19 protein-coding genes are annotated in these 19,256 nt (G+C 63.4%); 8 read left to right on the top strand and 11 right to left on the bottom strand.

The genetic code is table 11. The features are described 5' to 3' along the window. Positions 1-398, top strand: a 398-nt coding sequence (locus ABJF10_RS05570; RefSeq protein WP_348543539.1) for an SGNH/GDSL hydrolase family protein, incomplete at its 5' end; no start/stop codon positions are given. Here ABJF10_RS05570 and ABJF10_RS05565 read toward each other — a convergent pair. Beyond that, complete coding sequence (locus tag ABJF10_RS05565) at positions 395-1,138, bottom strand: AraC family transcriptional regulator (RefSeq protein ID WP_348543538.1); 744 nt, start codon at positions 1,136-1,138, stop codon at positions 395-397. The two genes, ABJF10_RS05570 and ABJF10_RS05565, sit on opposite strands and share 4 nt — an antisense overlap. Before the next feature lie 112 nt (positions 1,139-1,250). Here ABJF10_RS05565 and ABJF10_RS05560 point away from each other — a divergent pair, with 112 nt between their 5' ends. From ABJF10_RS05560 to ABJF10_RS05550, 3 genes are read left to right on the top strand one after another with little or no spacing between them, the layout of a single operon-like run. Continuing rightward, positions 1,251-2,147: a sugar phosphate isomerase/epimerase gene (locus ABJF10_RS05560; protein WP_348543537.1), complete on the top strand. Its 897-nt coding sequence runs from the start codon at positions 1,251-1,253 to the stop codon at positions 2,145-2,147. A 7-nt stretch (positions 2,148-2,154) separates the two neighbouring features. Further along, positions 2,155-3,450: an amidohydrolase family protein gene (locus tag ABJF10_RS05555; RefSeq protein ID WP_348543536.1), complete on the top strand. Its 1,296-nt coding sequence runs from the start codon at positions 2,155-2,157 to the stop codon at positions 3,448-3,450. Next, positions 3,447-4,268 (top strand): alpha/beta hydrolase, encoded by an 822-nt coding sequence (locus ABJF10_RS05550; RefSeq protein WP_348543535.1) that lies wholly within the window; start codon positions 3,447-3,449, stop codon positions 4,266-4,268. Before ABJF10_RS05555 ends, ABJF10_RS05550 begins: the two co-directional genes overlap by 4 nt. A gap of 27 nt (positions 4,269-4,295) precedes the next feature. Here the strand turns inward: ABJF10_RS05550 and ABJF10_RS05545 are convergent, their stop codons facing one another. From ABJF10_RS05545 to ABJF10_RS05520, 6 genes are all read right to left on the bottom strand, one after another. Further along, on the bottom strand, positions 4,296-5,480 hold the full coding sequence (locus ABJF10_RS05545) for a redoxin family protein (protein WP_348543534.1): 1,185 nt from the start codon (positions 5,478-5,480) through the stop codon (positions 4,296-4,298). Between the two features lie 681 nt (positions 5,481-6,161). Then, positions 6,162-6,584: a VOC family protein gene (locus ABJF10_RS05540; protein WP_348543533.1), complete on the bottom strand. Its 423-nt coding sequence runs from the start codon at positions 6,582-6,584 to the stop codon at positions 6,162-6,164. Positions 6,585-6,707: 123 nt separating this feature from the next. Beyond that, complete coding sequence (locus ABJF10_RS05535) at positions 6,708-7,307, bottom strand: pyridoxamine 5'-phosphate oxidase family protein (protein ID WP_348543532.1); 600 nt, start codon at positions 7,305-7,307, stop codon at positions 6,708-6,710. Between the two features lie 80 nt (positions 7,308-7,387). Further along, a complete protein-coding gene (locus ABJF10_RS05530; RefSeq protein ID WP_348543531.1) occupies positions 7,388-7,828 on the bottom strand; it encodes a nuclear transport factor 2 family protein in 441 nt (146 codons plus the stop codon). Positions 7,829-7,902: 74 nt separating this feature from the next. Further along, positions 7,903-8,466, bottom strand: coding sequence for a carboxymuconolactone decarboxylase family protein (locus ABJF10_RS05525; protein WP_348543530.1), 564 nt, complete (start codon positions 8,464-8,466; stop codon positions 7,903-7,905). Between the two features lie 14 nt (positions 8,467-8,480). Next, positions 8,481-8,708, bottom strand: a complete 228-nt coding sequence (locus ABJF10_RS05520) for a hypothetical protein (protein ID WP_348543529.1) — start codon at positions 8,706-8,708, stop codon at positions 8,481-8,483. A gap of 321 nt (positions 8,709-9,029) precedes the next feature. Between ABJF10_RS05520 and ABJF10_RS05515 the strand changes: the two genes are divergently transcribed. Both ABJF10_RS05515 and ABJF10_RS05510 read left to right on the top strand, forming a co-directional pair. Then, the gene (locus ABJF10_RS05515) at positions 9,030-9,509 is read left to right on the top strand and encodes a hypothetical protein (RefSeq protein ID WP_348543528.1); all 480 of its coding nucleotides are present in this window, start codon (positions 9,030-9,032) and stop codon (positions 9,507-9,509) included. 118 nt (positions 9,510-9,627) lie between these two features. Continuing rightward, positions 9,628-10,194, top strand: coding sequence for a DUF3833 family protein (locus ABJF10_RS05510; RefSeq protein ID WP_348543527.1), 567 nt, complete (start codon positions 9,628-9,630; stop codon positions 10,192-10,194). Between the two features lie 37 nt (positions 10,195-10,231). On the opposite strand, the gene ABJF10_RS05505 is transcribed toward ABJF10_RS05510, so the two are convergent. Further along, positions 10,232-11,782: a sulfatase-like hydrolase/transferase gene (locus tag ABJF10_RS05505; protein ID WP_348543526.1), complete on the bottom strand. Its 1,551-nt coding sequence runs from the start codon at positions 11,780-11,782 to the stop codon at positions 10,232-10,234. 131 nt (positions 11,783-11,913) lie between these two features. Here ABJF10_RS05505 and ABJF10_RS05500 point away from each other — a divergent pair, with 131 nt between their 5' ends. Next, positions 11,914-12,411: a hypothetical protein gene (locus ABJF10_RS05500; RefSeq protein WP_348543525.1), complete on the top strand. Its 498-nt coding sequence runs from the start codon at positions 11,914-11,916 to the stop codon at positions 12,409-12,411. A 53-nt stretch (positions 12,412-12,464) separates the two neighbouring features. Then, complete coding sequence (locus tag ABJF10_RS05495) at positions 12,465-13,883, top strand: hypothetical protein (RefSeq protein ID WP_348543524.1); 1,419 nt, start codon at positions 12,465-12,467, stop codon at positions 13,881-13,883. A gap of 10 nt (positions 13,884-13,893) precedes the next feature. Here ABJF10_RS05495 and ABJF10_RS05490 read toward each other — a convergent pair whose 3' ends face one another. Genes ABJF10_RS05490 through ABJF10_RS05480 form a run of 3 tightly spaced genes read right to left on the bottom strand, consistent with a single transcriptional unit; the run spans position 13,894 to position 19,235 of the window. Beyond that, the gene (locus ABJF10_RS05490; RefSeq protein WP_348543523.1) at positions 13,894-16,431 is read right to left on the bottom strand and encodes a heme-binding protein; all 2,538 of its coding nucleotides are present in this window, start codon (positions 16,429-16,431) and stop codon (positions 13,894-13,896) included. A 1-nt stretch (position 16,432) separates the two neighbouring features. Continuing rightward, the gene (locus tag ABJF10_RS05485; protein ID WP_348543522.1) at positions 16,433-17,926 is read right to left on the bottom strand and encodes a DUF1501 domain-containing protein; all 1,494 of its coding nucleotides are present in this window, start codon (positions 17,924-17,926) and stop codon (positions 16,433-16,435) included. A gap of 43 nt (positions 17,927-17,969) precedes the next feature. Further along, complete coding sequence (locus tag ABJF10_RS05480; protein WP_348543521.1) at positions 17,970-19,235, bottom strand: hypothetical protein; 1,266 nt, start codon at positions 19,233-19,235, stop codon at positions 17,970-17,972. Positions 19,236-19,256 lie beyond the last annotated feature (21 nt).

Below are 19,256 nucleotides of genomic sequence, written 5' to 3'. Positions count from 1 at the left end.
CAAAAGCGGATCTGCTGGTCATTGCCCTCGGCACCAATGATTCCCGCGATATCTCCGGGCAATGTGTGCCGAAGGCCATCGCCAATGTGCGCGCGATGATCGCCAAGTCGCGCGAACAGTATGGAAAGGATCTCGCCGTGCTGCTCGTCGGGCCGCCGAACATTCGCAAGGACGCACTCGGCCCCACCAAGCCGATCGCCGACCAGCGCGACGGAAAGCTGCGTGAGCTGGGCACCGGCTTCGACGCGCTCGCGAAGGAAGTGCATGGCGAGTTCGTCAGCCTCTACGGCGTCGTTCCGGACACCAGTCTGACCAAGGACGGCGTACATCCCGATGCGGCCGGGAACGAAGCGATCGCGCGCTTTCTGTTGTCGAAGTTGCTGCCGTCTACTCCCTAGCCGCCGCGATAACGTTTCCGATACGCACCGGGTGAAAGGCGCATCAGTCGCGTGAACTCGCGGACGAGATGGCTGTGGTCGCAGAAACCCACTTCCTGCGCGATGGCCGTAATCGTTTCATCGGTCTCGATCAGCATCTGGCAGGCTTTGCCAACACGGAACTGGCGAACGTAGGCCGTGGGGGCGAGGTGAAAGGCTTTCTTGAAATGACGCTGAAAACTGCGCGCCGACATGCCCGCCAATTTGGCCAGCGCGTCCACTTCCACAGGTTTGGCGAATTGCTCGCGGATGAAGTCGAGCACGGGAGAAAGCTCGGCAAATGGAGTGGCGAACTTCGCCGCCTGCCGCAGATCGCGCGATACGCCCGCCAGGCCGACGATGCGCCCGCGCTGGTCGCGCAGCGGAATTTTCGAGGTCGAATACCAGTCCGGGCAACCCGGGTGGCGCATCACCATTTCCACGCGGCCCCAGATTTCCTCTCCCGCGAGTACTTGCCGGTCGTCGCGGGTGTAGTGGTCGGCGAGATACGCGGGAATGAAGTCGTGGTCGGTGCGCCCGACGACGCCACTTGGATCGGCGATGCCATGCGCGAGATGCATGACCCGGCTGGCATGCATGTAGACACCGTGCGCGTCCTTGATGAAGAAGCGCGTGTCGGACAGCGCATCGAACAGACGAAGTCCGCATTCCGGGCCTAGCTGGGCGAAGAACTTCCTGACAGATGAAGGCGGAGGCTTCATGTTTTTGGGGGAGTTTTGAGGGCGTGGTGACGGTGACCGCTTTGGCGCGTGCGTCCACAAAACTGTCGTTTAGTTTCAATCCGGGTCGAGGTATTTGTGATCGAGTGGGAGGATGAGCAAATTGCCCCTCCTCCTTTTGCCGTTCCTCGCCCTCTCGTCGCTGCGCGCCGCGTCCCCCGACGAACTTTTCGCCGCGGGCAATCTGCACGCCTGGTGCGCCGTCCCGTTCGACGCCAGGAAGCGTGGCCCGGAGGAGCGCGCGGAGATGCTGGAAAAGCTGGGATTCAAACATTTCGTCTACGATTGGCGGGCGAAGGACATCCCGACCTTCGACGCCGAGATCGAGGCCCTGAAAAAGCATGGGGTCGAGTTGACGGGCTGGTGGTCGCCGACCGATCCGCACAGCCCGGTGCTGCGGGCGACACTTGAAGTATTCCAGCGGCAGAACGTGCATCCGCAGCTTTGGGTGATGGGCGGCGGAGAGCCCACCAATACTCCCGAGGAACAGCAGGCGCGGGTCGAGCAGGAAGCGGAACGCATTCGGCAGATCGCCGAACTGGCGAGGCCTTACGGCTGCAAAGTCGAACTCTATAATCACAACAAATGGTTCGGAGTGATGGATAACGAAGTGGCGATCGTCGAGCGCCTCCGACAGCTCGGCGTGACGGATGTGGGGATCGTTTACAACTTCAGCCACGGGCACCAGGATATCGCAGAATTTCCGGCGATCTGGAAGCGCATGCAGCGCTATGTCGTCGCCGTCAACGTCACGGGCATGGTGGAGAATGGCGAAAGGAAAATCATGCCACCTTCGCAAGGCGAATTCGAACTCGGCATGTTGCGGGTCATCGTGGACAGCGGCTGGCGGGGACGGATCGGCCTGATCGCCGAGCAGGGCGGCGACGCCGAGGTAACGCTGGGCAACTATCTGTGCGGGCTCGAATGGTGTAAGAAGGAGCTCACGCAACCCGGGTCGGGTGGCCCCAAGCCCGACTTCACCGCGCATTAACCCCCCCATGAAATCCGCCACCGGCACCACGTTCGTCACCAACGGTCAGCTCATTGACGGCACGGGCAAACCCGCCGTTGCCCATGGCGCACTCGTCATGCGCGACGGCCTTATCGTCTATGCCGGTGCCGCCGCGGATGCGCCGGCCGTTTCGCCCGATGCCGTGCGGATCGACGCGCGTGGCGGCACTATCATGCCCGGGCTCGTCGAGGCGCACTTCCACGCGACCTACTTCAATATCGCCGCGCTCGAAGACCTCGATATCAAGTATCCCGTCGAGTACGTCTCGCTGCTCGCCTCGGTGAATACGCGGCTCGCGCTGGAATGCGGCTACACCGCGGCGCGTTCCGGCGGCTGCTTGTTCAACGTGGATGTCTGGCTCAAGAAGGCGATCGAGGAAGATCTCATCGCCGGGCCGCGCCTCGCGGCGAGCGGGCGCGAGATCTGTTCCGCCGGCGGGCTCATGGATTGGAACCCGGAGTTTCGCAAGATCGGCATGGAGGGGCTCGTGTTCATCATCAACGGGCAGGAAGACGCGCGCAGAGCCGTGCGGGCGCTGGTCAAGGACGGCATCGAGTGGGTGAAGACTTATCCCACCGGCGATGCCGCTTCGCCCGATATCAACGACCATCACACGCTGTGCATGACCTTCGAGGAAATGCACGCCGTCGTGGCCACGGCCCACAACCACAAGCTCAAGGTCACCGGCCATTGCCGCGCGACGCAGGGCATCAAGAATGCGCTGCGCGCCGGCTACGACGCCATCGAGCACGGCACCTTCATGGACAACGAGGCCATGGACCTGCTGCTCGAGCGCGATGTGCCCTGCATCCCCGCGCTTTACTTTGAGAAGGCCAGCATCGAGCTCGGGCCGGAATTCGGCCTGCCCCAAGTGGTCATCGACGGGCACCAGGAGACGCTCGACGGCGGCAGCGAAAGTGCGCGGCGCATCCTGCGGGCCGGCGGGCGGCTTGGGATGGGTGGCGACTATGGCTTCGGTTGGAATCCGCATGGCAACTACGCGCGCGAGCTCACCTTCTTCGTGAAAGATGTGGGTCTCACACCGCTCGAGGTCATCACCTGCGCGACGAAGACAGGTGCGGAGATCATGGGACGCGGCGATGAATTTGGGACGTTGGAGAAAGGCAAAATGGCTGATGTGCTCATCGTGGATGGGGATGTCGTGGCGGATATTTCGCTGCTCGAAGATCGCGGGAGATTCATCGCCGTGCTGCAAGGTGGGATCGTCAAAGCGGGCCAACTGGCGAAACCATTCCCGACCGTGGTGAAACGCGAGAAGTGAAACTCGAATCGCGAGTGTGCGGCGATGGGGCCGTGCTGCTGTTACTCCACGGGGTCACGCGCTGCGGGCGCGATTGGGAACCGCTCTTGCCGGAACTCGCACACCGTTGGCGAGTCCTCGCGCTGGACCAGCGCGGCCACGGCAGTTCCCGGAGAGCCGCGAGCTATCTGGTCACCGACTACATCGAAGATGCGGTGCAGTTCGTCCGCGAAGAAGTGGCAGCTCCCGTCGTCCTCATCGGTCATTCGTTGGGTGCGATGGTCGCCGCCGCGGTGGCGGCGGATTTGCGGGAGCTCGTGCGCGCCATCGTGTTTGAAGACCCACCTTTTCACACGATGGGCAATCGCATTCACGGCACGGCGTGGCAGGCGCAATTCATCGGTATGCAAGAGGCGGCGCGGCGTGGTGGCACTATCGATCAAGTGACCGACGCGCTGGGCGCCATTTCTCTCCCGACTCCGGAGGGCGGCTCGCGTCGTCTCGGCGAGATACGGGATCGCGCCTCGCTGCGCTGGAGCGCGGAATGTCTCGCGCAACTTGATCCGGATGTCCTCACCCCCGTCATCGCCGGCCACTGGCTCGACGGCTACGATGTCTCCAGCATCTGTGCGCGCATCCGCTGCCCGGTTCTGTTGCTCCAGGCCGACCCCCAGACGGGCGGCGCACTGACCGACGGAGACGCGCAACTCGCTCTGCGCAGCATCGCCGATTGCCGTCACGTTCCGTTTCCGCGCGCGGGGCACCAAATCCACCGGGACCGCCCCGAGGCGATGTTACAAGTCGTGCGCGAATTCGCGGCGACATTGCCCGCTGAATAATATGGCAATCGGCAATCGGAAATCAGCTCACCGCGTCCCCGGGATGTAGTACGGTCCCATCGCCTCCAGGACCTTGGCGCGCAATTCCTCGCCGTCGACCGGTCCGTTGTGCCGCCAGACGATGTCCCCATTCGGCCCCACCAGCACCGTGTGCGGAATCGCGCCCGGCCATTCCGGGTCGAGCTGCTTCATCAAGTCATCGGGGCTCGTGCCGTTATAGACATAGCTGTTGGTCGTGCGGCCCTCGGCTTTCACCGACTTCCGGAGACGGTCCGACATCCCGGCCCCGCGCTTTTCGAGGAAGGCCTTCACCTTGTCGGTGTCCTTCGGGTTGTCGGTGCTCACGGTGATGAACTCGAAATTGCGCAAGTCGTACTTGCGCGCCGTCGTCACCAACTCGGGGAATTCCTGCACGCACGGCCCGCACCACGTGGCCCACACGTTGAAGAGCCGGAACTTGTTCGTGCCGTTCTTGCGCAGCGCGCCCGCTCCGGCCGCGTCGATGGCCTCCACGTCCACCGGCGTGTTGTCCCACTTCTCCATCTTCTGCGCGATGCCGCCGCTCTTGCTGTTCCACTTCGTCGAGCAACCGTGCGGCTTGGTCGTGGCCACCGGCACTTCCTGGCCGGCGAGCAGCGCCTCCACGGCATTGCGCGCATCGGGTGATTTCACCGTCGCGGGATCCGCGTATTCCGAATCGTCGAAGCGGCCCTTGTAGCGCAGCTTGTGCTCGGCATCGAAGATGAACACGTGCGGCGTGGCCAGGCAGCCGTAGGCGTGGGCCACCGCCTGGGTCTCGCCATCATAGAGATAGGGAAAATCGAAGTGCTGGTCCGCCGCGTAATTCTTCATGTCGTCGAAGCTGTCGTTGTATTTCGAGTAGCCGAGTTCATCGAGGCTCAGCCCGTTGGGGTTGTTCGGATTGATCGCCACGAAGACGAGGCCCTTGCCTTTGGTATCGGCGAGAAGCTGCTTCAGCCGTCCCTCGATCGCGTGCGAGGACGGGCAATGGTTCGAGAGGAAGGCGACCATGAAGAGCTTCGCGCCCTTGTATTCCGCGAGGGTGTGCGTCTGGCCATCGATCCCCGGCAACGAAAAATCGGGCGCCGCCTCGCCGATCTGTAAATCATGCACATTGTCCTCCGCCCGGGCGGCGACGGCAGTGACCAAGGCGACAGCGAGGAAGGCGAACGAGAGACGGAGGAGTTTCATGGGAGAGGGTGGGACGGGTCGGGGGGCGGCGAAAGGGTATCCAGAATACCGCCATCGGCGAATTTTCCTAGCCGCTTCCGTTGTCGCACGGGGGTGAATTGTTACCACGAAGACACCAAGGCACGAAGGGGGATGGGAGTGTGTCGGGTCTTCGGAGACGTTCTCGGAGGTCGCCAGTCGCGCTGACCCTCACCCACTCCCGTCCGACGCCTGTCTTCTTTAGGGCCTTGATGCCATGAAATGGCATTAACCATCTCCGGGCGGCAGAGGCCAAAGTCACCGCCGCGGAAAATTTTGCACCTTTACCAGCCTTGACTGGCCTTGACCCGCCTTGATTGGACTCGGCCTTACTCTGGTCTGGCTCCAGGCTGCTCAAGCCTGGCGGCAACCCACCTTCCCAAGCGACCTCGGCCACCTTATTGCATCTTATCTGCATTAATACGCTACCGATCAGGATGTCAAAGAACCTCTCCCTTCCGCCAATCCGAACCGCAGACTCCCATTCCGCACCTCCTCCGATTTCTAAGGGACACTGTAGCGCTATACTCGCCAAAAGTCAAGCAAAAAATGAAAGAAAGCGGCACGCCGGAGGATCGAGCGGTGCCGCCATCCAGCGGCGGCAGCCCAACTCTCCTTTTCGTCCTTTTCGGGTATTTCGTGGACCCTCGACCCGCCGGGCGGTCAGGCCGCCGCCGGCACCATGACCATCCAGTTCACGCCGAAGCGATCCTGAACCATGCCGAAGGCCTTGGCGAAAAACGTCTTGGTCAGCGGCATGTGCGCTTCGCCCCCGGCGCTGAGCGCCTCGTAAGCGCGCTTGGCCTCCGCTTCATCCTGGTAAACCAGCGAAAGCGAGAAGCCGCCGAATTTCTGCTCTTCGCCGCAGCCGTCGGACAGCAGCATGCTGGCGCCGCCGATCTTGATTTCGGCGTGCATCACCTTTTCCTCCCAGCCCGGCGGCAGGGGCATCGGCGACTTTTCCGGGCTTTCCTTGTAATGCATGCACATCACGACCTCGGCCTTGAGCGCCGTGCGGTAGAAAGTGATGGCCTCGTCGGAACGTCCGCCGAAAAACAGGTAGGGTTGCAGGAGGGTAGTAGACATGGTGATGAATGGGTTGGCTGTTCGTTTGCGGATAATGGAGCCGATAGGATCGGTCAGTTCAATGATACGACGAATGGCCCAGTCCGCTCAGGACAGCCAGTTTCATTTATGTGAAAAGCTCGCTCACCTCTTCCCTGCTACCTGTGCTTCTAGCTCCACTATGCGGGCTTTGAGGGGGGCGACGGCCTCGGCGATTTCGGCTTCGGTGTAACGGGGGGTGATGTATTGCGGGCAGTTCCAGTCGAAGCTGACGACGTCGATGAGGAAGAGGCGCTCGATGCGGGCGCGCAGCTCGGGCGCGGGGGTGAGCTGGTCGGCGAGGTCGCGGTGCTCGCGGGCATCGAGGACGCGGGCATGGCCGAGGAGCTTGAGCCGCTCGCGGTGTGGGTAATCCATGAGGAAGAGCGCGACGCGATCATCGCCGTCGAGGTTGCCGGTGCTGAGGAGCTGGCGGTTGCCCTTCAGGTCGGCGAAGCCGAGCTGGTTGGGGCCGAGCACTTTCAGGAAGCCCGGCGGGCCGCCGCGATGCTGGATGTAGGGCCAGCCGTCGGCGTTGGTGGTGGCCACGTAAAAGCTGTCGCGCGCGGCGATGAAAGCGGTTTCCTCGTCGGTGAGTGTGTCGCGTTCGGGAGCGTCGGCCATCACGTGGTGCCGGCCGAAGTAGCGGTCCTCGGCGGCCTGGACGGCGGGCGTGAGGGTCATCTGCATGAATTTGGCGGCCATTGGGGAAGTGGATAGTGGAAGGTGGATAGCGGATAGCCGCTGGTGAGCGGGCGGAGTGCCAGGTGCTGAAAGATCCGATACTATTTGGCGGCAGGGCGTTCCCAGTGGAACTTGCGGTCGGTCTCGGCGATGGGCTGGTCGTTGATGCTGGCGAAGCGGCGGGCCATGTAGCCGTGCGCGTCGAATTCCCAGTTCTCGTTGCCGTGGCTGCGCCACCACTGGCCAGCCTCGTCGTGCCACTCGTACTCGAAGCGCACGGCGATGCGATTTCCGGTAAACGCCCAGAGCGTCTTGCGCAGGCGATAGTCGTGCTCCTTCGTCCATTTCTTCGTGAGAAAGGCGACGACTTCCTCGCGGCCATGGATGAATTCAGCGCGGTTGCGCCACTCGGTGTCGGGCGTGTAGGCGCCGGCGACGCGTTCCGGGTCGCGGGAGTTCCAGGCGTCCTCGGCCATCTGCACTTTCTGGCGCGCGGTCTCGAGAGTGAAGGGCGGGAGAGGTGGGCGTGAGGTGGTGGACATGGTGGCGAGGTTTGAAGTTTGAGGGTTGATGTTTGATGTCGGAAGCGCGGTGCGCCTTCTGTACTACGCTCGAGTTAGGCGGCGGCTTTTGCTGGTTCCAGATCGCCGGGTTTCACCTCGGGGAAATCGAGCACGGTGCGGGCGACATTGTTGGTGTAGTTGGTCAGCGTATTCAACGCGACGTGCTGGATGATTTCCACGATCTCGGCGTCGAGCAGGCCGGCGCTGCGGGCGTTTTGCAATTCGGCATCGCAGATGTGGCCGCGTTGCAGGGCGATGGCGCGGGCGAGCTTGAGCGCGGCGTCGAATTTGGCGTCAGCCGCCGCGGAGCGACGGGCGGCGAGGATCTCTTCCTGGCTGAGCCCAGCTCTGCCGCCGCTGAGCGTGTGGGCGCTCAGGCAATAGCCACAGCCGTTGATCTCGCCGACGGCCAGCGCGATCGATTCGCGCAGTTTCGCGGGAAGCACGCCGCGCAGCAGGGCGCCGCTGAAATTCAGGTAAGCCTCAAGGGCGGCAGGCGAATTCGCAAAGACACGGGTGAGATTCGGCACTTTGCCCATGCGGGACTGCACGGCGTCGAACAACTCCTTGGTCTGGCCGACGGCCTGGGTGGGATCGATCTGGTGGAGACGATTCATCGCAGGGCATCGGTTCAATGCAGCAGAAACGCGAGGGCCCCGGTGATCGCGACCATGTGCAGCCACACGAGCACCACCTGGACTTTGGTATAGGCACGGGAGCTGCCGGTTTCACTCGGCATATTCGGATCGGGGCCGAAGAAACGGTTGAAGTTTGCGATCACATAGCCGCCGAGGATCAAGGTGCCGACGAAGACCGTGAAGAAGACGATTTGGACGATGTTGAGGGAGTCGTTTTCCATAAAGATTTGGTTTGGTTGAGACCTACTATTACAAGTCGCGTGCCACCGGCTAATTTTGTGGATTTACAGAGGAAATCAGGTGCGTCGACTACGCAAAGTTAATTACGATACATCGTAAATTACGATTTGTCGTATCTCTTAGTGCGGCTTTTCGTAGCGCATCCCGCGAAGCTGGAGAAACCGGCGATGAGAGTGGAAGAAAACGGGCAACCCCGAAAATTCCAGTCGCAAAATCTCTGCCGGCCGGGGCACATTCCGCCCGCGAATCGATCTGACTCAGCGAACCCACTCCCAGCCACACCCATCTCCATTCCCTCCTTTATGCGCACCTCCCTCATTGCTCTCGCCCTCGTCCTCGTCGGTTCCGCAGCTTTCGCCGAAGACAAGGAAATCACCGTCACGGCGGGCGAAGCTTCGCTGAAGATGACCGTGCCCAAGGACACGGAAGTCACCAAGAAAACAGGCCGCACCATCCTGCACGCGAAAGGTCTGTGGATCTATCTTTGGGAAGTGACTGGAGCCAAGACGGTGGCCGACGCGGTGCCGCAAGCGGCCAAGATCATCAAGAGCGAGTTCGTGGAATTTGCGGTGGGCGAGACGAAGACGATCCAGGTGGCGGGGCATGAGGCGAAGCACCTGACGGGCAAAGGCGCGGAAGCCGATGACAATGATCCCGGCAGCGCAGACGTGGTGATCTTCACCGATGGCAAGCATGTCTTCGCCGCGTGTGTGCACGGCGAAAAGGACGAGGCCGCGAAGGAGCGCCCGGAGTTTTTGAAAGTGTTGAAGACGGTGAAGTAGGGGCAGTGGATAGGGGGTAGTTGATAGTGGATAGCCGCTGCATCTGCTGCGGGGGTGTATTCTTGTGTGGGAAAACGAGAGGGGCCATTCGTCCCGTGAGCGCCGAATGATTCGGTACATGAAACGATTTCTGCGGTCTGTCCGATGCGGTGTGATGCTGGGCCTTTCGCTGGTGGCGATGATGCTTGTCCCGAATGTGACGCGCGCGGCGGACACGTCGTTCTCCGGGGTCAATGATCGCGGGCCGATATTCGATCCGCTGGTATTTTTCACCGGGCACACGCGTTCGTGGGGCGTGTTTGAGAATCGGCAGGGTGAGGCGACGGAAATCATCAGGACCGAGACGTCGGGCCGCGTGGTGAATGGCGAACTGCGGATGGAGCAGGATCTTTATTTTAGCAAACGTGCCCACCAGCACCGCAGTTGGCGCATGCGCCGCGTGGATGCGCACCATTTCGAAGCCACGGCCAATGATCTCATCGGCACCGCGCGCGGCGATGCCCGCGGCAACACCTTCGTCTGGACTTTCACCCTGGCGACGAAGCCTGGTAATCCGCTCTACAACGTAAGCATGACCCAGCGCATGTATCTCCAGCCCGATGGGCGGACGATGATCAATCGCGACACGATCCGTAAATTCGGCGTGATCGTCGCCGAGGTGACTGAGCAATTTCGGAAGCTCTAAGTATTTGCGAGGAGGGGCGGTCTTGGTTGCACAACTCTCACTTTCCGCTGGGTGTGAGGCCGAGTGTGTCGGCGTAGGCGGCATCGGTGCGATGCAGCTCGGCGAGCAAAGTGGCGCGGAGCTTTTCCAGACGTTCGCGTTGCTCGGGGGCGGCGGCGAGATTGGTCAATTCCTCGGGATCCTTGCGTAGGTCGTAAAGCTCCTCGATTTCGCCGGCGCGCAGGTAGCGGATGTATTTCCAGCCGTCCAAGACGATGGCGTCGTACCAAGGCACATTTTGGTGCTCCGCCTTTTGCGGTTTGTTGCTGAGCACCTTAGTGACATCGCTGCCGTAACTCTCGCCGGTATGTTCGTAGAGGCAGGGATACGGCCACGCCGCCGCCGGATCGCGCAGGAGCGGGGTGATATCACGGCCGTGGAATTTCCACGGTTGCTCGAGCCCGGCGAAGGCGAAGAAGGTCGTGACCAGATCAACGCTGCTCACCACCTGCGGACAGACTTTTCCCGCCGCCACCACGCCGGGCATCGAGACGATAAATGGCGACCGATAGTTCGCGTCGTACGGCGCGACCTTCATCCGGCAGCCATGCTCGCCCATGGCAAAGCCCTGGTCGGCGGAATAGACCACGAGCGTATTTTCGAGCTGCCCGGTCTCCCGCAGCGCGGCGATGAGTTGGCCGACGCCTTCATCCACCACGGGCATGCATTCATTCACCTGCCGCACCCAGTCCGCGAATCCCTTGCCGCTTTTGCCCGCGTCGTCGCCCACTTTCTCTCCGCCCTTGGCCGCGATGATCTGCCCATCGGCGGCGCGCGCCCAGGCCTGCGTCTTGTTGAGATAGTCCGGCTTGCCCGGGCGGGGCGGCAGAATGTCCTTGGGCTCCGGTACTGCGGCATCCTTGTAGAGGCCCTTGTGCCGCTCCGGCGGAATCGATGGACCGTGGATATTGCCGTAGCAGAGCCACAGATACCAGGGCTTCTGTGGGTCGCGGTGCGCGCCGCGGATGTAATCACAAGCCCACTTGTTATAGTTATCCGCCGGATAACCCTCGACCTTTTCCTCCACGCCATTGGTCGCGATGATTTCGGCCTTGTAGTAGGCGCCCGCATTTTCCGGATGCTTCGGCCGGTTCCAGACCATCTGGTAATCCCAATCGCGCCCCCAGCCCGCGTCCTCGCCGGTATGCCACTTGCCGATCTGCGCCGTCTGGTAGCCATGCTGCCGAAAGACGCCCGGCCAAAACGGACACTGCTGCGGATCATACGTGCTGTCCGGATATTTCCCCGACAGGCGCATGGATTCGACGCCGTGTGGCCAGTGCCCCGTAAGCAACGCTGCGCGCGAAGGCATGCACCACGAGCCGAGATACGCGCCCTGGAACCGCACGCCGCCCGCGGCCAGCGCATCGATATTCGGCGTCTTCACCCACGGCCACGACCCGGGATAACATCCCACGGTCTTGAGGTTCTCATCATCGGCGAGGATGAAGAGGATGTTCGGCGGCCGGCGATCGGCGGCGATGGAGCGGGACGAGAAGACGCTGAGGAGTGCGACGGTGAGCAGCAGGGTGAGCCGGGAGACGTACATGGGCGGGGGAGTGACAAGGACGCAAACCCGCCCGACGTCCGTTTGGTTGCGGAGATTCGGCGATTGCCGAAGTGACCGATTCATCGAAAGCTCCCGGTCATCGGCGCGCATGCGTGCCGGGAATGAGCCCCATGATTTCCCCCGTTACCGGTGAAGTCGTCTTTGACGATGGCCTGCATTTCGCCCCGCACGAAGAGCTCACGGAAAGACACATCCGCGATGCCCGCTCGCACTTGCTGCTTCCCATCCCAGGCTGGACGCACCACGTCCTCGGCACTCATGCCTCGTCGGCTGGCCCGTTTGAAGTGGAGGCCGTCTCCGATCGTGACAGCCGGATTCAAGTGGTGCTGCTTTCTTGCGCGACTCCCCCGCTGCCTCGCCTGCCATCCGCCGCCGCCGGAACTTCCGCGCACCAGCTTTATCACGAGATCGTCATCGCGCTGGATCTCTTCGGGCAGCGCGAGTTTTCCTGGGGCGAGGTTTTCTGCCGTCTCGATCCCGCCGTCCGCAAAGACTGGCTGGTCATCGCCTACGCCTCCGGTCCGCACGTCCCGCTGCCCCGCGCCCGTGTGGTGCCCCATCTCCACGAACACGCGCCCGAACCTCGCGATAACTCACCCCAGCACTAAGAACTGTCCGTCAAAGTGAATCGTCTGATTGCCCGATTGTCTCATTGTCCCCCATGAAACTCCCCCGCCTCCTCGCCGTCCTTGTCGCGTCCCTCTCCCTCGCCGCCCGCGCTGCCGAATTCCAGGCCGGCGCCGCGACGGTCAACATCACGCCACCCCTGGGGACCGTCATCAACGGCAACATGCGCCCGGTCCTGGCAGCAAACGTCCACGATGACTTGCACGCCCGCGCCCTCGCGCTGACCGATGGACACACCATCCTCGCCTTCGTGGTCGTCGATAGTTGCGTGATCCCACGCGAGATCTTCGATGCCGCCAAGGCCATCCTCGCCACCGAAGTCGAGCTGCCGCCGGCCAATGTCATCATGTCCTGCACGCACTCGCACTCGTGCGGCTCCGTGACGGAGGCGTTCCTTAGCCCGGTCAGCGAACCGTATCGCGCGGCCATGCCTCGCTACCTCGCCGATGCCGTGCGCCGCGCCATGCACAATTTCGCCCCGGCGCGCATCGCGTGGGGCAGCGGCAGCTTGCCGCAACACGTCTTCTGCCGGCGCTGGCGCTTGCAGGCGGGCGCGACCGCGCCAAACCCGTTTGGCGGTAACGATCTCGTGCGCATGAATCCCGGCATCGCCAAGCCCGACCTCCTCGAACCCGCGGGCCCCACCGATCCCGAGATCTCTTTCCTCGCCGTGCAGCACACCGATGGCCGTCCGCTCGCCGTGCTCGCCAATTACTCGCTGCACTACGTCGGCGGCGTCGGCTCCGGTGATTTGTCCGCCGATTACTACGGCGCTTTCGCTGATCGCCTCCAGCAACTCCTCGGCGCCGATCGCCAGGACCCGCCCTTCGTCGGCCTCATGAGCAACGGCACCAGCGGCGATACGAATAACATCAACTGGCGCGGGCCCGACAACCGGCTCAAGGAACCCTACGCGCAAATCCGCCACGTGGCCGACGACGCCGCGCGGGAAGTGCAGCGCGCCATGGCCGGCCTCACCTGGCACGACAATGTCCCGCTGCGCGTGGCCACGCGCGAGTTCACCCTCGCCATCCGCAAGCCCACTGCCGACGACCTGGAAAAAGCGAAAGCCATCGTCGGCGACCGTCCCGCGCTGGCGCTCAAGACTTCCGCCGAGATTTACGCGCGCGAGCAAATTCTCCTCGCTCCCTATCCCGATACCATCACCATGCCGCTCACGGCCTTTCGCATCGGCGACCTGGCCATCGCCGCCTGGCCCAATGAAGTCTTCGCCGCCTCCGGCCTCGCGCTGAAAAAGGACTCCCCGATCAAGCCGCTCTTCACCATCTCGCTGGCCAATGGCTGGTATGGCTACCTGCCCACGCCCGAGCAACATCCACTCGGCGGCTATGAAACCTGGCGCGCCCGCAGCAGCTACCTCGAAGTCGGCGCCGAACCGAAGATTCGCGCCGCCCTGCTCGAGGTCCTCGGCCAACTCGCGGCGAAGCCCTGACGCCGCCGGCTCACGGCTGGAAGTCAGCGTGCCGCGCGTTGCCGCCGGATTCGAGGTAAGCCAGCAGATCGAGAATTTGATTTTCGGTGAGCACGTTGAGCAGCCCCGGGGGCATTGGTGAAACGCGCGAGGTTTCGCGGCGCACGATGTCGGCCTTGTGCAGCGTGGTCATCTGGGGAGACAGCGGGCTCGTCCGCACCACGATGCTCGTCCCTTCCTCGTGGTCGATGGTCCCGATGGCCGCCGAGCCGTCCTTCATGGTGAAGACGGTGTTCCGATACTTTTCATCGATCACGCGCGACGGCTCGAGAATGGAATCGAGCAGATCGCGGCGGTTGAACCGGCTGCCGACCGCCGTCAAATCGGGGCCGAAATCCCCGCCGACGCTGCCCATGCGATGGCAGGCGATGCACTGCGCGGCCGCGAATGCGAGGCGTCCGCCATCGAAGGAACGCCCCCGGGATACCCGGTCGAGCTTCGGCAGCAAATCCGCGGCAGCCCATGTCTTCACCAATAGCTGGGGGCCGGAGTTTGGCACCACGTCGGGTTTCGCCGGCTCATCGAGCAAGGCGCCCAGTGCCGCGCGCTCGGCGGGGGTGAGCACGGCGACGATCTCCGAGCGGATCAAGCGCAACGACCATTGATAACTGCGCGCTCCTTCCAGTTTCTCCGCGCGATTGAGCGCGGTGAAAAAGCGGCGCCGTTGCTCGATGCTCCAACCACCGGTCATGTTGCGCAGAAAGAACAGGTAGTGCAGCAGATCCTCGGAGCGCTCCGCTTGGTCGAGCAGTTTGGTGGTCTTCGCGATCACGGAAGGCGCCCTGAGATAGACCAGCAGTTCGCACAGCAAGTGATTCGCCGGCCATGAGCGCGCGGGGTAGAGTGCATCGAGCCGGCGCGCACTGGCGGCGGCCAGTTCCGCGTCCGGCGCGCCGAGGCGGATGAAGGCGAGTTGGTAGTTACGCAGGACGAGGATTTGCAGCTCGTCCGTCAGCTCGGCGAAGGGCAGCGCATCGAGGCGCGCGAGCATGGGGCGTTGCGCTTCCGCGGTGCCGCTCCGGGCCAGGGCCATGAGACCGGTCAGGCTCGCGGTCACATCCCGCTCCGCCAGCACCTTGTCCTGCCAGAGGGGCGTGTCCTGCCACTCGAGGGCGATCCGCGCCGCGTGGCGAATCCACGGATCGGCGCTGCCGAGGTGCGGCCAGATTTCCTCCACCGCTCCTGGTTGCGGATGGCCGTGAAAAGTTTCCAGTCGATGGCGCAGCGCTCGCGCCTCGGCCGCGCGCTTCTCCGCCAGCAATTCCTCCGCGCTCGGCGGCGGCTCTGCGATCCGCGGCCCAGCGTAACTCACGCGATACAATCCCGCCTGCGTGCGCCGGCCACCGGTGATGAAATACATCGCCCCATCCGGCCCGATCGCCGCATCGGTGACATTCAGCGGGCGCCCGGTGACAAACGGCTCCGCCGTCGCCGTGTAACTCGCTCCTTGCGGGTGCAAGTGGACGGCGATGATCCGCCCGTACGCCCAGTCACAGATGAAAAAGGCGCGCCGCCACTTTGCTGGAAATTGACTACGCGTGCCAAAGACCACGCCCGTCGGCGAGGCCAACCCGATGTCCAGCACCGTCGGCCCGCAATCGGGGAAATACTCCGGCCATTTGCTCGTGCCGCGCCGCCAGCCAAAGTCCGCGCCGCTGATCACATGGTTCACGCGCGTCGGGCGGTACCACGGCGCGCCCGAGTCCCACTCCATGTCCGCGTCGAAGGTGAACATCTCGCCGTCTTCGTTGAAGGCGACATCGAGTTCATTGCGGAAGCCACCCGCGAGCAGCGTCCACGATTTGCCCTCTCGATCGGTGCGCAGCACATGGCCGGCCGGCAGCTTCACATCGCCATCGAACATCTGCGGATCCCACGCGCAGGGGATGAGCCGGTCCTCCTGCATGGGGCGTAGCGGTGAATCCGAGCCCGCGCCGGGCGGCGCCACGACATTGTTGCCGTGGACCACATAGAGCATTCCGTCCGGCCCGAGTTTCACGTGATTGCGGCCGTGGCCGACCCCGCCGTCGGTGTGGAGCAGCTCGGTGACTTCGTCAAACTGGTCGTCCTTTTTCGCGCTGCGCAGACGCACGAGTGTCTTGCTGTTGTTCGCGTTCGCGTAAAGCGCGCCGTCGGCATAGAGCAGTCCGCGGCATTCCAGCAGCGCATCATTGATCCGCTCCACTTTCTCCACGCCACCGGTCGCGAGTGTCATTCGCAACAGGCCTTTCTTTTCGCCAGCGATCGTCAGCCGCCCCTGCGGATCGAAAGCCATCGACACCCACGAATCCTCGTCCGGCTGCGCCGAGCGCAGCAGCTCGATCTTGAAGCCGGGCGGCACCGTGATCGTCGCCGGGTCTGTCGCCGTGCCGGCCGCCAACGCGAGCTTCCAGTTGTTATAAGCATCCGGCTGGCGCGTGGTCGTGTCGATCGGATCGGCCACCGCGCTTGCGCCAAAGCCGATGCTGAACGCAGCCACCATCGATGCGGCGAGCGGCGCGGCGCGCATGTTACACGAGTCCTTTGATCGGTTCGCCGTCGTAGACGCTGTGCGGGCGATCGAGCGGATCGCGCCACTCGGCGGTGCGCGGCAGGCCCAGCGCCTCGTAGATGGTTGCCGCGAGATTTTCCGGTCGCTGCGCCGCTTCGGCAGGATACGCCCCGATTCGATCCGAGGCGCCGATGACGGCGCCGCCGCGCACCCCGCCACCCGCCAGCAGGACCGACTGGCACCCGCCCCAATGATCGCGCCCGGGCAGCTTCGCGCCGGGGATCGTGGTGATCCTCGGGGTGCGCCCGAATTCGCTGCCCATGACGACCAGCGTTTCGTCCAGCAAGCCGCGCGAATCCAGATCATCGAGCAAGGCGCTTACTGCGCGGTCCATCGGCGGCAGGAGATAATTCTTCAAGTTTGGAAACGCCGCCTGATGCGTGTCCCAAGTTTCGTTGTTCCCGAGATTCACCTGGATGAGGCTGATGCCTGCTTCCACCAGTTGCCGCGCCATGAGCAGCGACCAGCCGAAGCTATTGCGCCCGTAGCGATCGAGCCATTTCGGGTCGGCTTTGCTGAGGTCGAAAGCATCATGCACGCCGCCATTCGTGAGCAGCGAAATGGCGGCCTGCCGGTATTTGTCGAAGCCGGTGTCCTCGACGGCCTGGGCATAAAAGCGCGACTGGCTTTCGAGCGTGTCGCGCAACCCCACGCGGTTGAGCACGCGGTCCTCGCTCAGGCCTGCCGGCAGCGAGAGGTGCGGCGCTTGAAACTGTAGATGCGCGTCCTGCATCGGACCGGTGGCATGATGGAAAAGATATTCCGGGTAAGCTCCGTAGTGCAGCGGATGGTAGGGCGAGATCTCGAGGAACCACGGGTCGCGATTCCGGCCCATCTGCCCGCCAAACTGGCCGGGCAGCGCCCGCCCCGTCCGATGCACGATCTTGTCCGGAAGGACGATGGCCGGTGGCAGATTGTTGCGCGACGGAAGCACCGCACCGGCGACCGCGGCGATGCTTGGAAAATCCGTCTCCTTCGGCTTGTTGGGATCGAACCCCAGCGGCAATTCGCTGCGGCCCGTGAGCATGATGTGGTGCGCCCCGGAGTGATCGTTCGAGGGATGCGTCAGCGAGCGGACGAGCGCGTATTTGTGGGAGCGCTTCGCCAATTCCGGCAGATGCTCGCAAATGTGTGTGCCCGGCGTGCTCGTGGGAATCGGCTTGAATTCGCCCCGCATTTCCAGCGGCGCGTCCGGCTTGGGATCGAAGCTCTCGTGCTGCGAAAGACCGCCGGAGAGAAAAATGTAGATCACCGATTTCGCGCGACCGCGTGGCAGTGGAGTGGCGCCAGTGGCCGCGAGCGCGCGCAACGCGGTCACGTGGTTGATGCCGAGCCCCAGCAGGCCGATCGCGCCGGCTTGAATGGCCGTGCGGCGGGTCACGCCATGACCCGACGGATGACAGCACGCTGGGGAGCTCGGGTGCATGGAGGCAGAGGCTGGCAGGGAGTTCATGGCGTGGCAATCCTGCGGCAGTGGCGGATCGGGTTCATCCGGGTCAATCGTTCCAAAAAAGCGATTCCTTCGGCGCCGTATAGCGGACGTCCATTTCCGGCGTCTCGATGAGCGCGCCGTCGCCATGGAGCGAATCCACTGCGGCAATCAGCATGCCGGAGGTGAGCAGCGTGCGCTCCACCGGATACGGCGCGCGATTCTCGAGCACCATCCGCTGGATGTGGTGGACGAGCGGATTGAAAAAATCGGCCGTCGTCGCCACCGAACCCGGCATGGGCAGAAACATCTGGCAGGAAGTGATCGCACCGGTTTCGCCGTCGAGCCCGGCGTAGTTGAAGTCGCGAATGGACAGCATGAAGAGCGTCGTGCGAAAGCCGTCGCGATGCTCGATGAAATAGGCAAACGCCTCGGGAAAGACACGGCGCGCCCATTCGAAGCTGATCGGTGCGGATGGATAGCCCTCCTCCACGGGCAGGGTGTGGCTGCGGCTGAGCGCGGCGTTGAGCAGCCGCTGCGTCTTTTCCAGGCCCGCCACCCGCTCCCACATCTTCGCCCCGCGCAGCGCCTGTACACTGCGGATGCCGACCTCCCCGCCCCGCCGGCGCTCGGACATGCATTGCGCCGTTTCCAGTCCGTGAAAATCGTACTTCTCCACGCCGCCGTAGCCCGCGCAGACGCTTTCCACGAGCGGGGTGCCCCACGGCACATCGATGGCCGGCAGCCGCCGCGTCACCGGCAGCGACGAACCGGCGAGAAACGGAAACCCAAGGCGCCGCGCCTCCGCCACCATCGCCGCGCATTTCGGCCATTCGGTGGAGAGATGCTTGTCATTGAAGACCGGCACGCTGCGTCCGCTCGCCTCGAAAACCTTCACCACTTCCTGGAAAAACTCGTAGCGCGGATAGAGCGTCTGGCCTTTCTCGTTCTGCGGATAATTGCCGTGCTCGCCGATGATCACCACGCCATCGACCGCGAGTTTCCCGGTGCCGAGCGTGAGCGCCTCGGCGATCGTGTGAAAGATTGGGAGGTGGTAGCGCTGCGCGCGGCGGCGGGCGAGATCGCCGGCGGGAAATTGATCCACATAGAGCGACACGAGATCCACCGGAGGCGGCTGCCATTGCCCGGCCCATGGGTAACCGAGAGCGAGGCGATCGAGAAAATGTTGCGCGTGTGAATGCAGGGTCACCACCGTGCCGATGAGCGCGATCTTCTTGCGCACCGGCGGTGCCGCCGGGGCGGCACTCGCGGCCGCGGCCGCCGCCGCGGTGGTGAGCAGGAATGAGCGTCGGGTCCAGGGCGTGGGAGGCATGGGTGGAGAGCGCACGCTGCC

Origin of the sequence: Chthoniobacter sp. (assembly GCF_040003245.1) — a bacterium.
GTDB lineage: Bacteria > Verrucomicrobiota > Verrucomicrobiia > Chthoniobacterales > Chthoniobacteraceae > Chthoniobacter.
Note: the sequence above shows the minus strand (reverse complement) of the source record. Positions and strands in the feature narration are given on the sequence as shown.

Coding starts and splice junctions, on each gene's coding strand:
- ABJF10_RS05565 (WP_348543538.1), bottom strand. CDS start 1,138: ATGAAGCCTCCGCCTTCATCTGTCAGGAAGTTCTTCGCCCAGCTAGGC.
- ABJF10_RS05560 (WP_348543537.1), top strand. CDS start 1,251: ATGAGCAAATTGCCCCTCCTCCTTTTGCCGTTCCTCGCCCTCTCGTCG.
- ABJF10_RS05555 (WP_348543536.1), top strand. CDS start 2,155: ATGAAATCCGCCACCGGCACCACGTTCGTCACCAACGGTCAGCTCATT.
- ABJF10_RS05545 (WP_348543534.1), bottom strand. CDS start 5,480: ATGAAACTCCTCCGTCTCTCGTTCGCCTTCCTCGCTGTCGCCTTGGTC.
- ABJF10_RS05540 (WP_348543533.1), bottom strand. CDS start 6,584: ATGTCTACTACCCTCCTGCAACCCTACCTGTTTTTCGGCGGACGTTCC.
- ABJF10_RS05535 (WP_348543532.1), bottom strand. CDS start 7,307: ATGGCCGCCAAATTCATGCAGATGACCCTCACGCCCGCCGTCCAGGCC.
- ABJF10_RS05530 (WP_348543531.1), bottom strand. CDS start 7,828: ATGTCCACCACCTCACGCCCACCTCTCCCGCCCTTCACTCTCGAGACC.
- ABJF10_RS05525 (WP_348543530.1), bottom strand. CDS start 8,466: ATGAATCGTCTCCACCAGATCGATCCCACCCAGGCCGTCGGCCAGACC.
- ABJF10_RS05520 (WP_348543529.1), bottom strand. CDS start 8,708: ATGGAAAACGACTCCCTCAACATCGTCCAAATCGTCTTCTTCACGGTC.
- ABJF10_RS05515 (WP_348543528.1), top strand. CDS start 9,030: ATGCGCACCTCCCTCATTGCTCTCGCCCTCGTCCTCGTCGGTTCCGCA.
- ABJF10_RS05510 (WP_348543527.1), top strand. CDS start 9,628: ATGAAACGATTTCTGCGGTCTGTCCGATGCGGTGTGATGCTGGGCCTT.
- ABJF10_RS05505 (WP_348543526.1), bottom strand. CDS start 11,782: ATGTACGTCTCCCGGCTCACCCTGCTGCTCACCGTCGCACTCCTCAGC.
- ABJF10_RS05500 (WP_348543525.1), top strand. CDS start 11,914: ATGATTTCCCCCGTTACCGGTGAAGTCGTCTTTGACGATGGCCTGCAT.
- ABJF10_RS05495 (WP_348543524.1), top strand. CDS start 12,465: ATGAAACTCCCCCGCCTCCTCGCCGTCCTTGTCGCGTCCCTCTCCCTC.
- ABJF10_RS05490 (WP_348543523.1), bottom strand. CDS start 16,431: ATGCGCGCCGCGCCGCTCGCCGCATCGATGGTGGCTGCGTTCAGCATC.
- ABJF10_RS05485 (WP_348543522.1), bottom strand. CDS start 17,926: ATGAACTCCCTGCCAGCCTCTGCCTCCATGCACCCGAGCTCCCCAGCG.
- ABJF10_RS05480 (WP_348543521.1), bottom strand. CDS start 19,235: ATGCCTCCCACGCCCTGGACCCGACGCTCATTCCTGCTCACCACCGCG.